The following is a 15,681-nucleotide window of genomic DNA, read 5'->3' on the forward strand; positions in this document are numbered from 1 at the left end:
GACCAGCCGCAGGCTGGTGGAGGGGCAGGTGCCGCGGGCGAGCCTTTGCTGGGGCTCGCCCAGGTGCACGTGCCCCTCCACCCCGCCGCTTCGCGTCGCGGTCCCCCTCCCCGTTCCGGGGAGGATCAAGTTGCGAGGATCAAGAACCGATATTCGCTCAGCACCATGCGCACGTTCCCCGCCCGCCGCTCGGCACGGCTGCGCAGGAATTGGGTGACGACCACGCGATACCCGCCCTGCGCGGCGGGCATGGTGGCCACGCGCCGCTCGATGGCATCGACCAGCGTGGCCACGGCCCCGGCATCATCCTCTCGCGCGGTAAGTTGGAGCGCCAGGCGGATCTCGCGCCCCGGCGCCCCCTTCGCGCCCCAGTCGGAGGACGCGCTGGCGGCGATGGCGAGATGGGGCGGGCTGGCGGCGACCGGCGCTTCCTCGCCCACGCTGTTGAGGCCGGTCGCAAAATCGGGATCGGCGGCCAGCCAGGCGACAAGATCGCGGCGGAACAGCATCTCCATGTCAGTCTCCCGGATCGGGGGCCCATGTGGGCCAAAGCAGGCGGGGGGAGCGCCAGCGGGCATCGCCGGCGCGGCGTTCGGCGGCGCGCGCCCGGGCGAGCCGTGCGGCATGGCGGGCGAGGCTTTGCGCCAGCCGGTCGAAGTCCCCGTTCACAGCCGAAGCGCACGGAACGGGCGCCACAGCGCGGCGATGGCGGCAGGCGGCGTGGCGGACGCGGCGTCCCCCGCGTCGCGCTCGCGATAGAGATGTGCGGCAAGCCGCAGGATCCCTTCGGCCAGCGCGGGCGGCGCCGCGCCCCAGTCCTGCGGCAGCGCCGCCCCGGCGAAGGCCGAGCAGCTCTGCCACGCGCTGACGAGCAGCCGTTCGAGCAGCGCATCCTCCGCAGGTGTGGATATGGCGAGCCACTGCTTGAGCGCCGCCAGCGGCGGCGCCCCGGTGGGGGTGAGCATGGGAAATCTCCGGATTGGAACGGGATAGTCCCCTCCTCTTCAGAGGAGGGGGTTGGGGGTGGTGTCGACAGGAAAGCGGGGAAGCGACACCACCCCCGGCCCCTCCTCTGAAGAGGAGGGGAGAAGGCATCAGACCGTAATCTTCAACAACTTGATCGCATTGCCGTCCAGCACCTGCCCGCCCACGCGCTTGGTCGCGTAGAAATGGACGAAGGGCTTGTTGGTGAAGGGATCGCGCAGGATCTGCGTGGCGGTTCGTTCGGCGATCAGATAGCCGGCGCGGAAATTGCCGAAGGCGATGGGCGTGGTGCCGCCCGCGATATCGGGCATGTCTTCCGCTTCCACCACCGGATAGCCGAGCAGGCGATCGGGCTGGCCTTCCACCATGCCGGGCTGCCACAGAAACGCGCCATCGGCGGTCTTGAGCTTCCTGACCTCCGCCAGCGTGGCCGAGTTCATCACCCAGCTCGCGCCCTGGCGATGCGCCGCCTTCAGCGTGTGGACGACATCGATCAGCGTCCCGTCGGGGCTTGCCCCCAACCCCGCCGCATCGCCGCTGGCAACGAATTGCAGCGTGCCGAAAGGGCGCTCCGCATCGAACTCCTCGCTGCTGGGACCGGACAGGAAGCCGCGCGGCTGGTTGACCCCGCTGCCGTTCACGAAGGCGGTGCCTTCCGCGCGGGCGAATTCCATCGCGATCTCACCCGCCAGCCAGGTTTCGAGATCGAAGGCGGCATCGTCCAGCATAGCCTGCGATGCGGCGGGATTGGCGTAGAGTTCGCCCGTGGGGGGCGCGATCTCGGCGAAATCGGGGGTATTCGTCTCGGGGCGGCCCGCTGTCTCGCTGACCCAGCCGCTGGCCGTGCCGCCGGTGGCGATCAGCTTCCGATAGCCTGCGCTGCCCGTCCGCACGACCTGCGCGATGGCACGGATTGGGCTGATGTCGGTGAGCTGGCGGGCGATCAGCGCATCGATCTCTCGCGGAACGGCATATCCGCCGTCCGAAGGCACCGCGCCGCTCAGCGACTTCAGCTCCAGCGTGGAGCCGCGCCGCAGATAGCCGTCGACGAAGCCCTTTACTTCCGGCGCGGGGGTTGCGCCGGAAATGACGGGCCGCTGCGCCGCGACCGCGATGCGATCGACGCGCGCCTTCACTTCGGTGACATCGGATTTGAGCGCCGCGATATCGGCCTCCGCCGCATCCTGACGGGCGACGATGTCGAAACTGGCTTCCGCCGGATCGGCGGCGAGGGTGGTGGTGATGGGAGTATCCATAGTAAAGCCTTTCGTTAGGGCACAAAAAATCCTCCCCGGCACGGGGAGGGGCACCATGCGAAGCATGGTGGAGGGGTAGGTCGGTCTTGGTCGGGGGCAGCAGTCCAGGCGGCGCGTGCCCCTCCGTCAGCCGCGCTGACCCGCGACTGCCACCTCCCCGTTTCGGGGAGGATTGATGTCGGCGCCCCAGGCGCCGCAAGCGCGACCGCGCGCCCGCAGCGATGCGACCGTAAGGTCGCGTGAGCGAGGATAGCCTAAGGCTGCGGACGCAGCCGCCGGCGCTTGAGGCTAACGAATAAAATGAACTCGGGCCGAGTATTGAAGCGGATGCGTGACGAGGCTGATTTCGATCAGCTCCACCTCAGCCAGTTCGCGGCCCTTCGGGGTCATCCGATAGTCTCGCGCGCGGTAGCCGAAGCTGAGGCCGCTCACCGCCCTCGCTATCAGGAGCGCGGCGGCGCGGGTTGCTGGCTCGAGGCTGGCGATCACGCGCAGGCCCCTGCCGTCTTCCTCGGCATGATCGACCCAGCCGATCCGCTGGGTGGGGCGGTGTTGCCAGTGGAGCGGAAGCGGGCCGTCGCGCGCGGCGAGCGTGGCGGCGAAGGCGCCGGGCAGGATGGTATCGCGCGCCGCATCGGGGATGGAGAACAGCGCGGCATAGCCCGCGATACGGGTCATCGCAGCATCTCCGACAGGCCCAGTCGCATGGCGAGGCCCACCAGGACCAGCGCCAGAGCCCCGCGCACCAGCCATTCCAGCGCCGCTTTCCAGACGCCCTTCTTGGCATCGCGCCAGGCACCGAGCAGCTCGCGCAGCTCCGCCATGTCGTCGCGTGCCCTGGCATCCTCCAGCCCGAGCTTTTCAAGCGCCCGCGCCGCGCCCAGCTCGCTCGCCTCCTCCACAAGCGCGCGCAGAGTCACGATTTCCGGCGGCGTGCTGATGGCCTGCGCGGCAAGGCGCGCCAGCAGGTCTTCTCGCGTCATGGCTTCACTCCCAGCAGGTCGCGTTTCTCCGCGTCGGTGAGAAAATCGGCGGCGCTGACCCGCGCCCACAGCGCCTCGCGGTCCTCCGCCAGCGCGGGCACGCGGTCCTGATCGACCGCCAGCGCCGCGCCTTCGAACCAGGGGGCAAGCCCGTGCGTCAGCCCGTCGAGAATGCGCGCGGCCAGCGGCAGCAGGGTGAGCCGCCACAGCGCCCGCCCCGCCTCGCGGAAATTGGCATAGGTGTTGTCGCCCGGCAGGCCGAGCAGCATGGGCGGCACGCCGAAGGCGAGCGCAATGTCGCGCGCGGCGGCGGCCTTCAATGCGGCAAAATCCATGTCGGCGGGCGATAGCGCCATGGACTGCCACGACAGCCCGCCTTCCAGCAGCATCGGACGCCCCGCATTGCCCGCGCCCTGATAGGCGGCGGCGAGTTCCGCCTTCAGCCGGTCGAACTGGTCGCCGGTCATCTCCGCCCCGTCGCCGTCGCGATAGACCAGCGCGCCGCTGGGCCGCGCCGCATTGTCCAGCAGCGCGCGGTTCCACGCGCTCGCCGCGTTGTGGACCGCCACCGCCTGATGCGCGGCGGCCAGGCATCCGGCACCGTAATGATCGTCCGCCGGATGGAACGCCCTGAGGTGCACGATATTGGGCCAGCCGCCCTCGTCCTCCACCGCCAGCGCGATGGTGTCCGCGCCCACGCGATAATGATAGGCGGCGGGCCATCCGTCCGCGCCGGGGACCACCTTGACCCGCTCGGGCCGGAGCGGAAACAGATCCACCGGCGTGCCCGCGGCGTCCTTGATGATCTGGACGAAGGCATTGCCGTGCAGGGAAAGCTGCGCGGCAAGCACTTCGAGCAGCGGGGTGGTGCCCGCCGATCCCGCGATGAGGCGGGCGAGCGCGGGATGATCGCAGGCGAGCGGCGCGCCGCCCACCCCTTCCGCCACGATCCGCACCGCGCGCTGGGCGATGGGATTGGCGAGGTAAGCCTCGCGAACGGCGGCGCCGTAATCATAGGGCGGCGCCTGTGGTGCGGCCTCGAAAGCGCTCGGCGCCAGCGTGGACCAGGGCGAAACGAAGCCGCGCGAAACGGGCACGCGTTGGGTCCCGCCCCCGCCCTTGAAGGCGGAGGCGAGCGTTGTGAGGAAGGACATGGGTTTTCCTTTCAAAGGGACCGGATTGGGCGGGGCGTGCCAGCCCGAACGAGGGGGGAGCGGCGTTGAACCCTGCGTTACGCCAGCAACGGCGCCTTGCGGCGGCCGCCGCAGCGAAAAATAACAAGTTTTAACAAACGGAAGACGCGCGGCCGGGCACAATGGTCGCGCGGAATACCCCCGCCTGCCGTGGCTGCGCCGCAAAAAGAGCGTGCGTTACCCTTACAATTAGGATAAACATTTGTTGGTCAATCGTTGTGATTCGGGGGGAATCCAATTTTATGAAGAAGTTAGCTCTTGCTGCGCTGTCGCTTGCCGCGATTTCGGCTCCAGCGTCTGCCGCATCCACCGTCTCTGTCGTTACCACCGCATGCTCCAGCCTTGCGACCGGTTGCCTGTTCAACGGCAACATCAATGGTAGTGCGAGTGGGAACAACAGCTACTTGCTTGCGCAAAACGCGTACAACGCGTTCTCCAGCGGTCCGGACATTACCCTGACCTTCCTGGGTGAAACCTCACCCCAAACGCAGGGATCGTCGAGCGCGTTCGGTCAGGTCACTGGAATACCCGGGTCGAGCGGCACCTGGTCCACCCCCGGTTTCGCCGTCCAATACCTTGCCATCAAGGCATCCAACCAGTTTGTCCTTTACGATGTCGGCGGCGTTTCAAGCGGTTCGTGGAATACTTTTGCCATCCCGTTCAATAATAACGCGCATAACATCTCGCATATGGCTTTCTTCGGATCTCCTTCCGTGGCCGGCGTACCCGAACCATCGGTCTGGGCCATGCTGATCATGGGCTTCGGCCTGGTCGGTGGCGCGATGCGCGGGCGCCGGCGGACTACCGTCAGCTTCGCCTGATCTCGAGCTCGGTAAGCGATCCCCGTCTGCGCGGGGATCGCGCGCCCTAAATGGTCATCCCCGCGAAGGCGGCGATCCAGTCGGCGCAGCGGTTCGAATCCGTAATCGAGTGCCAGATCGCGCCAATCGGGATTGGTCTCCTCGATCAGCCGCAGCTTCCACGCGCGGTTCCACTTCTTGATCCGCTTTTCGCGGAGGATGGCGTGTTCCATCGTCGCATGGGGTTCGAGCCAGACGAGCCGCCTGGTCCCGTACCGTGCGCTGAAGCCGCCCAGCGATCCGTCGCGATGCTGCGCGATGCGTTGCATGAGGTTGGACGTAACCCCGACATAAAGCGTGCCGTTGCGGGCCGAGGCTATGATGTAGACCATCGGTGCGAAGTCACGCTGCATGGCGGGCGTCGGTACGCGATTCCCGCCTGCGCGGGAATGACGAATTTCTGCTTCCCCTCGTCATCCCCGCGAAGGCGGGGATCCAGCGGGCACGTCTCCGCCATTCGCGCACAGCACCCAGCCATCACAACCCCCGCACCCGCGCCAGCGGTTTGCGCTTTTCCAGCATCAGCTCCGTCAGCGCATAGACCAGGGCGTCGGCACGGTCGGGGCTTCGGCTCGGTCCTTCGTAGCGCCCGCCGGTGGCCAGCGCGCACATCTCGTCCTCCAGCGCGGGGAAGAACCCGGGGTGGCGCACCTTGCCCGCTTCGTAGAGCGCGGCGACGGGTTCGGCGCGGGCCACCTTGCCGCGGCTGGCATGGATCGTGCGCACCGGCAGGCGAATGTCGGCGGCGCGCAGCACGCTCTCCACCATTTCGCCGCCCTGGTTGCGTTCCACAACCACGCGGTCCGCATCCCAGCACTGCGCCGCATTGGCGACCGCGCGGGCCCAGCTGTCGGGGCTGGGTCTTTCGACCGAGCAATCCGCGCGCACGCTGGCGATTCCGTCGGTTCCCAACTCGCACACCACGATCCCGCAGGCATCGCCGCCGCTGGTGGCGGGCGGATCGACACCGATGACCACCCGGCGCGCCGGCGCGGGGGCGTGGGCGATGCGGCAGCGATCCAGCATGGCGCGGGTCCACAGCGCCCCTTCCACCCCGTTGGGCATTTCCCCATCGAGTTCCTGCCGCCCGTAGCGCGTGGCGCCGAACTGGGCGATCATGTTGGCATAGTAATCGGTGGGCAGGATCGCGGCGTTGGCATCGCTCGGCCCTTCGGCCAGCGCTACTTCGCCGGTGCGGACGCCCGCCATCAGCTGGCGCATCAGCGGCGTGTCACGCGGCGTGCTGGTGGCGAGCACGCGGGGGCTTTCGCCCAGCCGCATGGTCAATTGCAGATTGTTCCAGGCCGCCATTGCCCTCTCTCCAGCATTATCCCATTTGGCGATTTCATCACACCAGGCGTGGCTGTGCTGGGGGCCGCGAAGCGTTTCCGGCTCGCCCGCGGAATAGATCCAGGCGATCGCCCCGTTCTCCCATGTCAGGCGACGCAGGCTGGGTTCGAACACCGGGGCCAGCGCACCGGGCGCGGCGGCCAGCACCCCGCTATCGCCTTCCACCATGATATTGCGCACTTCGCCAAGGCTCGCGCCGACCAGCGCGATGCGCGCCTCCGGATCGGCACGCGCGACCGAGCGGACCCATTCGGCCCCGGCCCGCGTCTTGCCGAAACCGCGCCCCGCCTTGATCAGCCAGGTCCGCCACGCCTCGCGCGGGGGCAGCTGGTCGTCGCGCGCCCACCCTTCCCAGTAATAGCTGCCCAGCGCCTCCACCTCGTGCGGGGCGAGCGTCTTGCCCAGGGCCACGCGGTCGGCCAGCGCGACCTTGCCATTGCGACGGAGCCAGGCTCCGCGCGACATCGCACCGCGCGCCCTAGCCATGATCGGCGCCTTCGGGCCGGTCCGCAGGCTTTCCCATAAGCTGTCCCGCAGCCTTGCCGTCTATAGGGCCGGCAACAGCGCGGCGGGCGCGGGCGATGGCGGTGCGGTTGGCGCTGGCCCGGGCGCGCATCTCGTCGATCCGGCGGTTGATGGTGTCGATGGTGGCCTGTTCCTGCTCCAGCGTGCGGCGGCCCTTTTCGCGCGTCACGCTTTCGCGATGCGCCGCCAGGCATCGCAGCGCGGTGGCACTGTCGAATTTGGGCGAGCCCTTGGCCCCTTCACCGGCGCGCAGATGGGCGAGCAGCTCCATCTCCAGATTGTCGTATCCTTCCGCCAGCGCGTCATACCACTCTGCCGCGAACACCGGATCGGACCGGCGCAGGCGATAGACCTGCGTGCGGGTCACCCCGGCCTTGGCGGCGGCGGCGGTGACGTTGCTGGTATCGGCCAGCGCCTCCAGAAAGATCGCGCGGGCGCGCTTGCCCGGTGCGGCATTGCCCGTTCCGGAGTGCGGTTTTGCGGGGCCCTTTCGCGTTTCCCCCGGGGGGCGCAGCGCGAGCCAGGCACGGGTGAATTCGGCATCCTTTCTGCGTAGTCTGTGCGGCGCATTCTTGCCCACGCCGGCGGCTTTGGCGGCGGCCTGTACGCTCATTCCTTCGGCAAGGTTGCGCAGGAACAGCGGCGCCCAGATTGCGGGATCGGATGCGGGCCGGCGTGATGGAGTGGCGCGCTGGGTGGTATTCGTCATGGCAAATCTCCTTCGCGTCGCGCTGCCCGGCTCGGGGCGCGATCCGCGTGGTTGGGTTTGGCGTGGTTCGGTTCGTCGCGGTTGGTGCGGCGTGTGGTCGATGGGCGCTGGACGACACCGACATGCGAAGGGCGGCCCCTCCTGTAGAGAAAGCCGCCCTTCGCGCTTGTCGGCACCTGCCCGTATCGAACCGCCTTTCGGCGACTCGCACTATCGCGATGTTCGTGTTATGTACCCAAACAGCGTGACGATGTCAAGCATTTTGTGCCAAATAGGTTATTCGCTGGGGAACTCCACTCTTGAGCCATAACCGCTGCCCGCCAGGATCGCCGCCGGATCCTTCATCAGCAGCAAATCCTCGATAGCGCGCCGCTTGTCGGTGCTGCGTTCGAAATAGCCTTCGCAGATGCGCCGCCCGATCCAGTATCCCATCTCGTAAGGCCAGCCTTCGGGCGCGGACCCGTAATTGCCGGCCCACCGCCGCAGCAGCGCCGCCGCTTCGGCCGGGGGATCGTCCACCGACATGCCTTCCCCGGCCATGATCTGAAGCGCGCGGCGGTCGGCGGCGAAATCGGCCCACACCTGCGCCTCGCGCGCTCGCGCCCAGCCATCGCGCTCCGGATCGGGAACCTCCCCCGTCACCAGCCCGGACACGAATTCGGCGAACCCTTCGGTGAGCGAAGCCGCCAGCAGCGGGTCGCTGGCCGATTGCACCGCCGCGCCCGCCTGCATCTGCACGACATGGACGGTTTCATGCGCGAAGAAGCGGCGGAAGGTCGTTCGCAGTTCCTCGGGAGTATCCGCCATCTCGCAGATCACCTCCAGCCCCAGCACCTGCGCGCCCACGCCGTCTTCCACCCCAGCGGTGCCGCCCGAATTGCCCGCGCCGAATACCACGTGCAGTTCCGGCAAGGGTCTTCCGGGGAATACGCTGGCGAGCCCCAGATAGATTGCGCGCATGTCCGCACTCGCCTGCTTGGCCAGCGGCAGGCAGACCTTGACCGCGCGCGCATAGCCGGCCGGGTCCGCGGCGATCGCTCGGGCCAGATTGGCCGCATTCTGGATCCGCCCGGGCGTGAACACCGCCACGCCGCGCCCCGCCCCGTCGAGATAGCCGCGCTGCAACGCCTCGGCAGTCGGGCGGCCATCGGCGGCGGCGAAGACTGCGGCGAAGCGATCGGCATCGGCGGATTCCACCGTGACGGACAGCGGATCGACCCCCGCCCCAGCGCCCGCATCCGGCGCCGCCTCTCCATCGCTGCGGGCGAGCGCCGGTGATCCCGTCCCCGCCAGCGCGGCCAGCGCCGCCAGCGCCATCATCGCAAAACCCCGCATCGCCGCCCCATTTCTCCGCCCCGCCGTCAGGCGGCAAGGCCCATGCGATAGCGCGGGGCCCAGCGGCTGGAAACTATGCGTCTTCGCGTTCCTTGCCCGCCCGGTCCTCATGCTCGCCGGTGATCAGGCGCTGCTGTTCTCCCAGCGGGATGTCGAGATTGATGATGGTGCCGACCTGGCCCCGGATCACGTCGATCTGGCCGCCCAGCCCCTGCACGAGCTGGCGCACAATCCGCGATCCCAGATTGCCTTCCTGCGGCCAGTTGCAATCCTTCGGGATGCCCACGCCGTCGTCCTCCATGGAGATGCGCAGCAGATCGCCCGACATCCGCCGCGCCGACAGGGTGACGACCCCGTCCTGCCGGTCGGGAAAGGCGTGCTGCAGCGAATTGGTGAGGATTTCGGACATGATGAGCCCGATACGCGCGGCGGTTTCCACCTCCACCGCCATCTCGTCGGCCTGAAACTGCACCTTGATGCCCTGCCGCCCGTCCAGATAGTTTAGCGCCGATGAGATGCGGCTGAGATAGGCGCCCAGCGGGATGATCTTGTCGGTCGCCGATCCCGCGCCCGCCGCATCCATTTCCTGATACAGAAGTTGCAGCGCCTCCACCCGGCGAGCGAGCTGGTCGAATTCCTTCCCCGCCTCCGTCTGGGTGCGTGCCTGAATGCGGATCATGCCCACGATCATCGCCAGGTGATTCTTCACCCGGTGCTGCACTTCGGCCAATTGCTTTTCCGCCTCCAGCCGGGGCACGTGGTTGCGCTGCGATCCGATATCGTACTGGATGCCGATGAAATAGCGGCAGTGGCCTTCCTTGTCCTCCAGTGGGCTCATCACCAGCCGGTTCCAGAACCCCTCGCCGTCGGCGCGGTAATTCCAGATCGTGGCCTCAATGGATTCCTTTGCGCGAATCGCGCGGCCCAGCTCCTTCACCGTTTCGGGATCGGTGTCTTCGCCCTGCAGGAAACGGCAGTTGCGGCCCAGCACGGCGGATCGGGAATAGCCTGTCATTTTCTCGAACGCGCGGTTGACGAACACCAGCGGCTCGTCCGGCTGTTCGATGTCTGCGATGGTCAGGGCAAAGGGGATGCGCTCCAGTGTCTCCTGGTCATGCTCTGGGTAATCCAATTGGGGCTCCCTCGGCGCGCAATGGTTGGATACCCCCGCGGGGCATGAGCGCGCGTATTTTCGTCGCCTTATCACAGGGGCCGGTTTCGCGCCAACCCCTCGCCGATAATCCAACAACTTACGTGTTTTATCGGAGCCGATGAGGGGCGGGGCTCAGGGCGGTCCATGCGCCCGCACGGGTCACGGCACCGGCCTGCAGGCCGGTTTGGGTGACGGGCGCCTCAGGCGAAGGCAACCCCTACCTTCCGCCGCCGCATGCCCGCGCCGATCGCCCCGAAACCGATGATGAACAGTGCCCAGGTTCCGGGTTCGGGCACGGTGCCAACCGCGAACGGCGCGATCGTGACGCTATCGACATCCAGCACCAGCGATACCGCCCGGCGGTTCACCTCACCGCCGCCGACCCGGTCGAAGCTGTTGACGACAAAGCTTCCCTGCGCCGTGTCGTCCGCCTGCACCCGATAGGACAGGGAATCAGTGTAATCCGAAGTGCCGACGATGTTGTTCACATTGCTGCGGACGGTGTTGGACATCGCGTTGTTCACATAGCGCGACGTCGTATTGACCGAATCCTTGGCGAAATGGCTCACTACATCCGTGCCACTGCCTGGAAATCCGTTGGCCTGCTCGGCCGAGCCGAACCAGTCCCCGCCGATCCCAAGGGATACGCCGCCGATGGTGAAGACCCCCGACACCGGGCTCAGCGTGCCGGTCTGGGCTCCGCCGCGGATGTAGGCACTGATCCCGTTCCCGCCGGAATCGGCCCCGGCCAGCGGCGCTGTCAGCGTGTAGACGGCGGTATAGGACGCGCCGGTCAGGTCCACATCGGTCCCGCCGCCGAACACGCCGGTCCTGTCGATCCCGCCGGTTACGCTGCCGGTATAAGTGATGATGTATTGCGCCGCGGACGCAGGCCCCGCCGCCAGCGTCGCGGCACCAGCGATGCCAGCGTCGCGATCCTGAAGATCGCCTTCATGAAAGTCATAGGAATTCCCCAACCCTTGCTTTGCGCGGGAAGACGATTGCCCCCCGCCCTTCCTGCGTCGCACGTCCCTCAAGGCCGTGGGGCGCCATCGACATGCCGCGAGCCACCCCTCGGGCACCCGACCGGCAAGGCGCATTGTTAACGTATCTTATGGAATTTGCAACAGCAGGACGCGGAGGACGGGGGAACGGGCCCGGAGGAAAGGTGCGGGTGACAGGCGCTGCGCGGCGGCGTAGCGGGCGGGCCTGCCCCTCTCTCGCAGAACAATGATGACCCCAACCAGCCTACTCGTGCCCACCTATATCAACATGCTCACCGCCTTCGACCAGTGGCTGGGCAAGGCCGCGAACTTGGAGGGGACCATGGAGGGCGCGGCGCCCGGCGATGCGGTGATGGCGGCGCGGCTGGCGCCCGATATGTTCCCGCTGGCCACCCAGGTGCGCTTCGCCTGCGTCCAGGCCTACGAGGGCAGCGCGCGGCTGGCGGACAGGGCCCTGGCGCCGTTGGTGACGGAATTGCTGGAGGAAGGGCGCGCCGCGGGCGAGCGGCCCGGTACCATCGCCGATGGCCGCGCGCGCATCGCCACAACACTCGCCGATCTTGAGACGCTGTCCGCTGGCGCGCTCGACGGCGACATGGACCGGGCGCTGGAACATGCGCTGCCGATGGGCATGGTGTTCGATCTCACCGCCGAGCAATATCTGCGCGACTGGGCGATCCCGCAGTTCTTCTTCCACGTGATGACGGGCTATGCGATCCTGCGCAAGGAAGGCGTTCCGCTGGGCAAGGCGGACTACGTCAGCCACATGTTCCAGTTCGTGCGGCCGGGGACGATGCCCACGGGGTGATGGCGCAGCGCCGCGCAATTGCCAGGAGGCAGTCCGCACAAGTTCCGCATCGTGACACCAACGCCATCTTCGCCAGATAGACATTCATCCTCCGGTCTCCCGGCGCAGACAGCGCGCGATCACGCCGCATTGCCTGTGGGGCGCCCACCCGACCATCCCTCGTCCCCGATTGCGCCGCCCCGCACCCTCGCCTAAGGCGCGGGGCTCCACGACCGGGGACGGGACGCTTTTCACGCCATGCTCATGAAACCGCTGCGCGGGCTTTACGATTGGACTCTGGCCAAGGCCGCGCACCGCCATGCGGTTTGGTGGCTGGCGCTGATTGCCTTCGTCGAATCCAGCTTCTTCCCGATCCCGCCGCACCCGCTTCTCGGCCTGATGTGCCTGGCCGAACCGAAGAAGGCGGTGCGCTTCGCCATAGTCGCCACGCTGGCCTCAGTCGCGGGGGCGCTGCTCGGCTATGCGATCGGCTGGGGTCTCTACGACACGGTGGGGGTGTGGCTGATTTCCGCGCTTGGCCTCACCGATGCCTTCCCCGTCGCCGCCTGCCATCTGCGCGAATATGATTTCGAAGCGATCCTGATCGCCGGCGCCACGCCGGTGCCATTCAAGCTGCTCACCATCACCGCCGGTTTCGTGGGCATGAACCTGGTCACCTTCATCCTGTCCAGCCTGTTCGCCCGCGCGTTGATCTTTGTGACGGTCGGGGTGCTGTTCCGCATCTTCGGTGCCCCGATCAAGCGGGTGATCGACAAATATCTGGGCACGGTCACCACGCTGTTCGTAGTGCTGCTGGTGGGCGGCGTGCTGGTGCTGACCCAGATCGGCGGCAGCGACGACGGGGGCGATGGGCCCTGTGCCGGGGCGACCACGGTACAGCCTGCGGGTTAGGTACTTACGCCTAGCGCCGCTGGCGGAATTCTCCGAAGAAATCTGCTAAACAGCCCCTAAGGGAAATGCGAATCCGCACATCCGCGACAGCAGGGGGGCTGCACTTAGATGATTGTTTTTCGCAGCTTTTCTTTCTCGCGATCGGCGCGTTACAAAGCGGCAGGTAACATGCTGACGTCCGGCGAAAGCGTTAAGACCGGGGCTGGATCTTCCCTCGACCAAGAAGTCGAGCGCGGTCTGCTCGCGGTCAACCGCGACAACATGCCCTCGACCCTGGCGATGAACGTCTTTGCCGCATTCAGCATCACTGCGATCCTGGTCTGGGCCGGCGCCGCCTGGGCGCCCTGGTGGCTGCTTGCGGTTTTCGCGTTCACCGCGGCCCGCGCCTTCGTCAACCGGAGCCTGACCCGTGCCGATCTGCTCGAGGGGCCGGTGGAGCGGGTCGCGCGCTGGCGCAGGTTGACCGCGGCCGGGCTCCACATGTCGTCCGTGACCTGGGTGACGCTCGCCTATCTGACCGGCGGGCAGAGCCTGGAGGGGCGCTATACCATCGCCATCGTGTTTTCGGCCCTCGCCGCAGGCGCCACCGCCATCCTCGCGCCACTGATGTGGCCGACCCGGATCTACATCGCCGCGATGCTCCTATCGACGCCGTTCTTCCTTTTCGAGCACGATGGACCCGGGCTGGTCATGTGCACGCTGTCACTCGTGTTCTTCGTCGTGATGTTGATCGTCCATCGCCGCAATCATCACCTTCTGCGCAGCGCGATCGCGCTCCGTATCGAAAATCGCGGGCTGGTGGATGGTCTGCAGAAGCTCAACGGCGAACTTGAGGCCAAGGTGGAGGAGCGGACACAGGCCCTGACGCAGGCTGCCTACACCGATGGTCTGACCGGTCTGCCCAATCGCCGTTCGCTGCTGGAATGGATGGACGAACGGCTCGATCCCGCCGCAAGCCAGCCCGCCGCCGCGCTGTTCCTCGATCTGGACCGGTTCAAGGAAATCAACGATGCGCTCGGCCATGCCGCCGGTGACGAGGCGCTGATCGAAGCGGCCAAGCGCATGCGTGCATCCCTTCCCGCAGATGCCATGCTGGCGCGCTGGGGCGGAGACGAATTCGTGCTGGTTCTCCCTCACCGGAAGGATGCGCTGGACCGGGCGCGCAGCCAGGGACACGATCTGATCGCGGCCATGGCGGAACCTTTCATCCTGGAAGGGCAGATCGTCTCGCTCGGCCTGTCGGTGGGCATGGCCCTTTATCCCACCCATGCCGAGAGCGTGCGCACGCTTCTGCTGGCCGCCGATCTCGCGGTGGCGGAGGCGAAGCGCGCGGGGCGCGGGCGCGTGGTCTGCTACGATGCGGATTATGCGGCGGCGCAGAAGAGGCGCTACGATCTTTCACGGGCTCTTCCCGCCGCGATTGCGGATGGCGATCTGGCGTTGCATTACCAGCCGATCGTCGACAGCAAGACGGGCAGGATTTACGGGTACGAGGCGCTGGCGCGATGGGATCATCAGCAGCTGGGCACGATCTCGCCGGAAGAATTCATACCCATTGCCGAGGAATCCGATGTCATCGTGGTGCTGGGCGAATGGGCCCTCGCCACGGCGTGCGCGGACGCCTCCAAATGGACGGGCACCAATCGCTCCGCGACAATCGCCGTCAATGTGTCCGTGCGGCAGCTCGCCAGCGCGGATTTCTGTCTTGCCGTCGCCAGGATACTGGCGCGCACGGGACTTGCCCCGACGCGCCTCGATCTGGAGGTTACCGAAAGCGTCTTCGCCGACGACAATCTTGCCTCCGCGCGCGCCGCGATCCAGAGCCTGCGCGCGCTGGGCGTGGGCCTCTCCATCGACGATTTCGGCGCCGGCTACTCCTCGCTCTCGCGCCTGCTGAGCCTCCCAGTTTCGACGGTGAAGATCGACCGCACCTTCGTACGCGAAATGGATGGCCTCGGCGGCCCGGTCATAGAGAGCACGCTGCTGATCGCGCGCCGTCTCGGCCTCAGGGTCATCGCCGAAGGCATCGAGACGGCGGCGCAGGCAAGCCGCTTGCGCGACCTTGGCGTCGAACTGGTGCAGGGCTATTATTACGGCCACCCCGCGCCCGACATATGGGATACCCCGCGCCAGCACGCGGCCGGCGCGGTGGGGTAGACCCTAGCCCTCGAAGCTGGTCTCCAGCGTGATCTCGGTATCGAGAAGCCGCGAAATCGGGCAATTTTCCTTCGCGTCGGCGGCCAGTTCCTCGAACTTGGCCTTATCCAGCCCGGGCACATGTCCCTTGGTCGAAAGCGCGGATTTGGTGACGGTGAAGCCTGCGTCCTTCTTGTCCAGGCTCACCTTGGCTTCGGTCTCCACGGTGCCGTCCTCGTAACCGGCTTCGGCCAGCTTGAAAGACAGCGCCATGGTGAAGCAGCTGGCGTGGGCGGCGGCGATCAGCTCTTCGGGGTTGGTTCCGGCACCATCTTCGAACCGGGTGTTGAAGCCATAAGGCTGGTTGGACAGAGCGCCCGATTCGCTCGAGACATGGCCTTTGCCAGACTTGCCGAGGCCTTCGTATTTCGCACTGCCGGATTTCACGATCGTCATAGGTTTCTCCTTGTGTCATCCTAGACGCATGAAACGGG

General features: G+C 67.0%; 16 protein-coding genes and 1 pseudogene. 4 read left to right on the top strand and 13 right to left on the bottom strand.

All coding sequences use genetic code 11. The features are described from left to right. Positions 1 to 125: 125 nt before the first annotated feature. From ACFDTG_RS09735 to ACFDTG_RS09760, 6 genes are all read right to left on the bottom strand, one after another. Positions 126 to 515, bottom strand: coding sequence for a DUF3168 domain-containing protein (locus ACFDTG_RS09735; RefSeq protein ID WP_375290838.1), 390 nt, complete (start codon positions 513 to 515; stop codon positions 126 to 128). Between the two features lie 150 nt (positions 516 to 665). Further along, complete coding sequence (locus ACFDTG_RS09740; RefSeq protein ID WP_375290839.1) at positions 666 to 965, bottom strand: head-tail connector protein; 300 nt, start codon at positions 963 to 965, stop codon at positions 666 to 668. 129 nt (positions 966 to 1,094) lie between these two features. Then, positions 1,095 to 2,240, bottom strand: a complete 1,146-nt coding sequence (locus ACFDTG_RS09745; protein ID WP_375290840.1) for a phage major capsid protein — start codon at positions 2,238 to 2,240, stop codon at positions 1,095 to 1,097. A 288-nt stretch (positions 2,241 to 2,528) separates the two neighbouring features. After that, the gene (locus ACFDTG_RS09750) at positions 2,529 to 2,918 is read right to left on the bottom strand and encodes an HK97 family phage prohead protease (protein WP_375290841.1); all 390 of its coding nucleotides are present in this window, start codon (positions 2,916 to 2,918) and stop codon (positions 2,529 to 2,531) included. Then, positions 2,915 to 3,223: a DUF6127 family protein gene (locus tag ACFDTG_RS09755; RefSeq protein WP_375290843.1), complete on the bottom strand. Its 309-nt coding sequence runs from the start codon at positions 3,221 to 3,223 to the stop codon at positions 2,915 to 2,917. The genes ACFDTG_RS09750 and ACFDTG_RS09755 overlap by 4 nt, the downstream gene beginning before the upstream one ends. Beyond that, positions 3,220 to 4,377, bottom strand: coding sequence for a phage portal protein (locus ACFDTG_RS09760; RefSeq protein ID WP_375290844.1), 1,158 nt, complete (start codon positions 4,375 to 4,377; stop codon positions 3,220 to 3,222). Before ACFDTG_RS09760 ends, ACFDTG_RS09755 begins: the two co-directional genes overlap by 4 nt. Positions 4,378 to 5,162: 785 nt before the next feature. On the opposite strand from ACFDTG_RS09760, the gene ACFDTG_RS09765 reads away from it, so the two are divergent. Continuing rightward, positions 5,163 to 5,237: a hypothetical protein gene (locus ACFDTG_RS09765; RefSeq protein ID WP_375290872.1), complete on the top strand. Its 75-nt coding sequence runs from the start codon at positions 5,163 to 5,165 to the stop codon at positions 5,235 to 5,237. 83 nt (positions 5,238 to 5,320) lie between these two features. On the opposite strand, the pseudogene ACFDTG_RS09770 reads toward ACFDTG_RS09765, so the two are convergent. From ACFDTG_RS09770 to ACFDTG_RS09795, 6 genes and pseudogenes are all read right to left on the bottom strand, one after another. Next, a pseudogene (locus ACFDTG_RS09770) lies at positions 5,321 to 5,629 on the bottom strand (GIY-YIG nuclease family protein); the annotation flags it as partial. 124 nt (positions 5,630 to 5,753) lie between these two features. Further along, positions 5,754 to 7,112, bottom strand: a complete 1,359-nt coding sequence (locus tag ACFDTG_RS09775) for a DNA-packaging protein (RefSeq protein ID WP_375290845.1) — start codon at positions 7,110 to 7,112, stop codon at positions 5,754 to 5,756. After that, positions 7,105 to 7,860 carry a hypothetical protein gene (locus ACFDTG_RS09780; protein WP_375290846.1) on the bottom strand — a complete coding sequence of 252 codons (756 nt, stop codon included), beginning with the start codon at positions 7,858 to 7,860 and terminating at the stop codon, positions 7,105 to 7,107. The genes ACFDTG_RS09775 and ACFDTG_RS09780 overlap by 8 nt, the downstream gene beginning before the upstream one ends. Positions 7,861 to 8,136: 276 nt before the next feature. Next, the gene (locus tag ACFDTG_RS09785) at positions 8,137 to 9,195 is read right to left on the bottom strand and encodes a hypothetical protein (RefSeq protein ID WP_375290847.1); all 1,059 of its coding nucleotides are present in this window, start codon (positions 9,193 to 9,195) and stop codon (positions 8,137 to 8,139) included. Between the two features lie 73 nt (positions 9,196 to 9,268). Continuing rightward, positions 9,269 to 10,327 carry a PAS domain-containing protein gene (locus ACFDTG_RS09790; RefSeq protein ID WP_375290848.1) on the bottom strand — a complete coding sequence of 353 codons (1,059 nt, stop codon included), beginning with the start codon at positions 10,325 to 10,327 and terminating at the stop codon, positions 9,269 to 9,271. A 221-nt stretch (positions 10,328 to 10,548) separates the two neighbouring features. After that, positions 10,549 to 11,325 (bottom strand): PEPxxWA-CTERM sorting domain-containing protein, encoded by a 777-nt coding sequence (locus ACFDTG_RS09795; RefSeq protein WP_375290849.1) that lies wholly within the window; start codon positions 11,323 to 11,325, stop codon positions 10,549 to 10,551. A gap of 256 nt (positions 11,326 to 11,581) precedes the next feature. On the opposite strand from ACFDTG_RS09795, the gene ACFDTG_RS09800 reads away from it, so the two are divergent. The 3 genes from ACFDTG_RS09800 to ACFDTG_RS09810 all read left to right on the top strand — a co-directional run bounded on the left by ACFDTG_RS09800 (position 11,582) and on the right by ACFDTG_RS09810 (position 15,208). Further along, on the top strand, positions 11,582 to 12,160 hold the full coding sequence (locus ACFDTG_RS09800) for a DUF1993 family protein (RefSeq protein ID WP_375290873.1): 579 nt from the start codon (positions 11,582 to 11,584) through the stop codon (positions 12,158 to 12,160). A 237-nt stretch (positions 12,161 to 12,397) separates the two neighbouring features. Continuing rightward, positions 12,398 to 13,051, top strand: coding sequence for a YqaA family protein (locus tag ACFDTG_RS09805; RefSeq protein WP_375290850.1), 654 nt, complete (start codon positions 12,398 to 12,400; stop codon positions 13,049 to 13,051). A gap of 168 nt (positions 13,052 to 13,219) precedes the next feature. After that, a complete protein-coding gene (locus tag ACFDTG_RS09810) occupies positions 13,220 to 15,208 on the top strand; it encodes a putative bifunctional diguanylate cyclase/phosphodiesterase (RefSeq protein ID WP_375290851.1) in 1,989 nt (662 codons plus the stop codon). A gap of 3 nt (positions 15,209 to 15,211) precedes the next feature. Here ACFDTG_RS09810 and ACFDTG_RS09815 read toward each other — a convergent pair whose 3' ends face one another. Beyond that, positions 15,212 to 15,643 (bottom strand): OsmC family protein, encoded by a 432-nt coding sequence (locus ACFDTG_RS09815; RefSeq protein ID WP_375290852.1) that lies wholly within the window; start codon positions 15,641 to 15,643, stop codon positions 15,212 to 15,214. Positions 15,644 to 15,681: the final 38 nt, after the last annotated feature.

This window comes from Qipengyuania sp. (assembly GCF_042095715.1).
Classification (GTDB): Bacteria; Pseudomonadota; Alphaproteobacteria; order Sphingomonadales; family Sphingomonadaceae; genus Qipengyuania.

Bases quoted from the DNA above. Each gene is read 5' to 3' on its own strand.
- ACFDTG_RS09735 (WP_375290838.1), bottom strand. From the start codon at position 515: ATGGAGATGCTGTTCCGCCGCGATCTTGTCGCCTGGCTGGCCGCCGAT.
- ACFDTG_RS09740 (WP_375290839.1), bottom strand. From the start codon at position 965: ATGCTCACCCCCACCGGGGCGCCGCCGCTGGCGGCGCTCAAGCAGTGG.
- ACFDTG_RS09745 (WP_375290840.1), bottom strand. From the start codon at position 2,240: ATGGATACTCCCATCACCACCACCCTCGCCGCCGATCCGGCGGAAGCC.
- ACFDTG_RS09750 (WP_375290841.1), bottom strand. From the start codon at position 2,918: ATGACCCGTATCGCGGGCTATGCCGCGCTGTTCTCCATCCCCGATGCG.
- ACFDTG_RS09755 (WP_375290843.1), bottom strand. From the start codon at position 3,223: ATGACGCGAGAAGACCTGCTGGCGCGCCTTGCCGCGCAGGCCATCAGC.
- ACFDTG_RS09760 (WP_375290844.1), bottom strand. From the start codon at position 4,377: ATGTCCTTCCTCACAACGCTCGCCTCCGCCTTCAAGGGCGGGGGCGGG.
- ACFDTG_RS09775 (WP_375290845.1), bottom strand. From the start codon at position 7,112: ATGGCTAGGGCGCGCGGTGCGATGTCGCGCGGAGCCTGGCTCCGTCGC.
- ACFDTG_RS09780 (WP_375290846.1), bottom strand. From the start codon at position 7,860: ATGACGAATACCACCCAGCGCGCCACTCCATCACGCCGGCCCGCATCC.
- ACFDTG_RS09785 (WP_375290847.1), bottom strand. From the start codon at position 9,195: ATGCGGGGTTTTGCGATGATGGCGCTGGCGGCGCTGGCCGCGCTGGCG.
- ACFDTG_RS09800 (WP_375290873.1), top strand. From the start codon at position 11,582: ATGACCCCAACCAGCCTACTCGTGCCCACCTATATCAACATGCTCACC.
- ACFDTG_RS09805 (WP_375290850.1), top strand. From the start codon at position 12,398: ATGCTCATGAAACCGCTGCGCGGGCTTTACGATTGGACTCTGGCCAAG.
- ACFDTG_RS09810 (WP_375290851.1), top strand. From the start codon at position 13,220: ATGCTGACGTCCGGCGAAAGCGTTAAGACCGGGGCTGGATCTTCCCTC.
- ACFDTG_RS09815 (WP_375290852.1), bottom strand. From the start codon at position 15,643: ATGACGATCGTGAAATCCGGCAGTGCGAAATACGAAGGCCTCGGCAAG.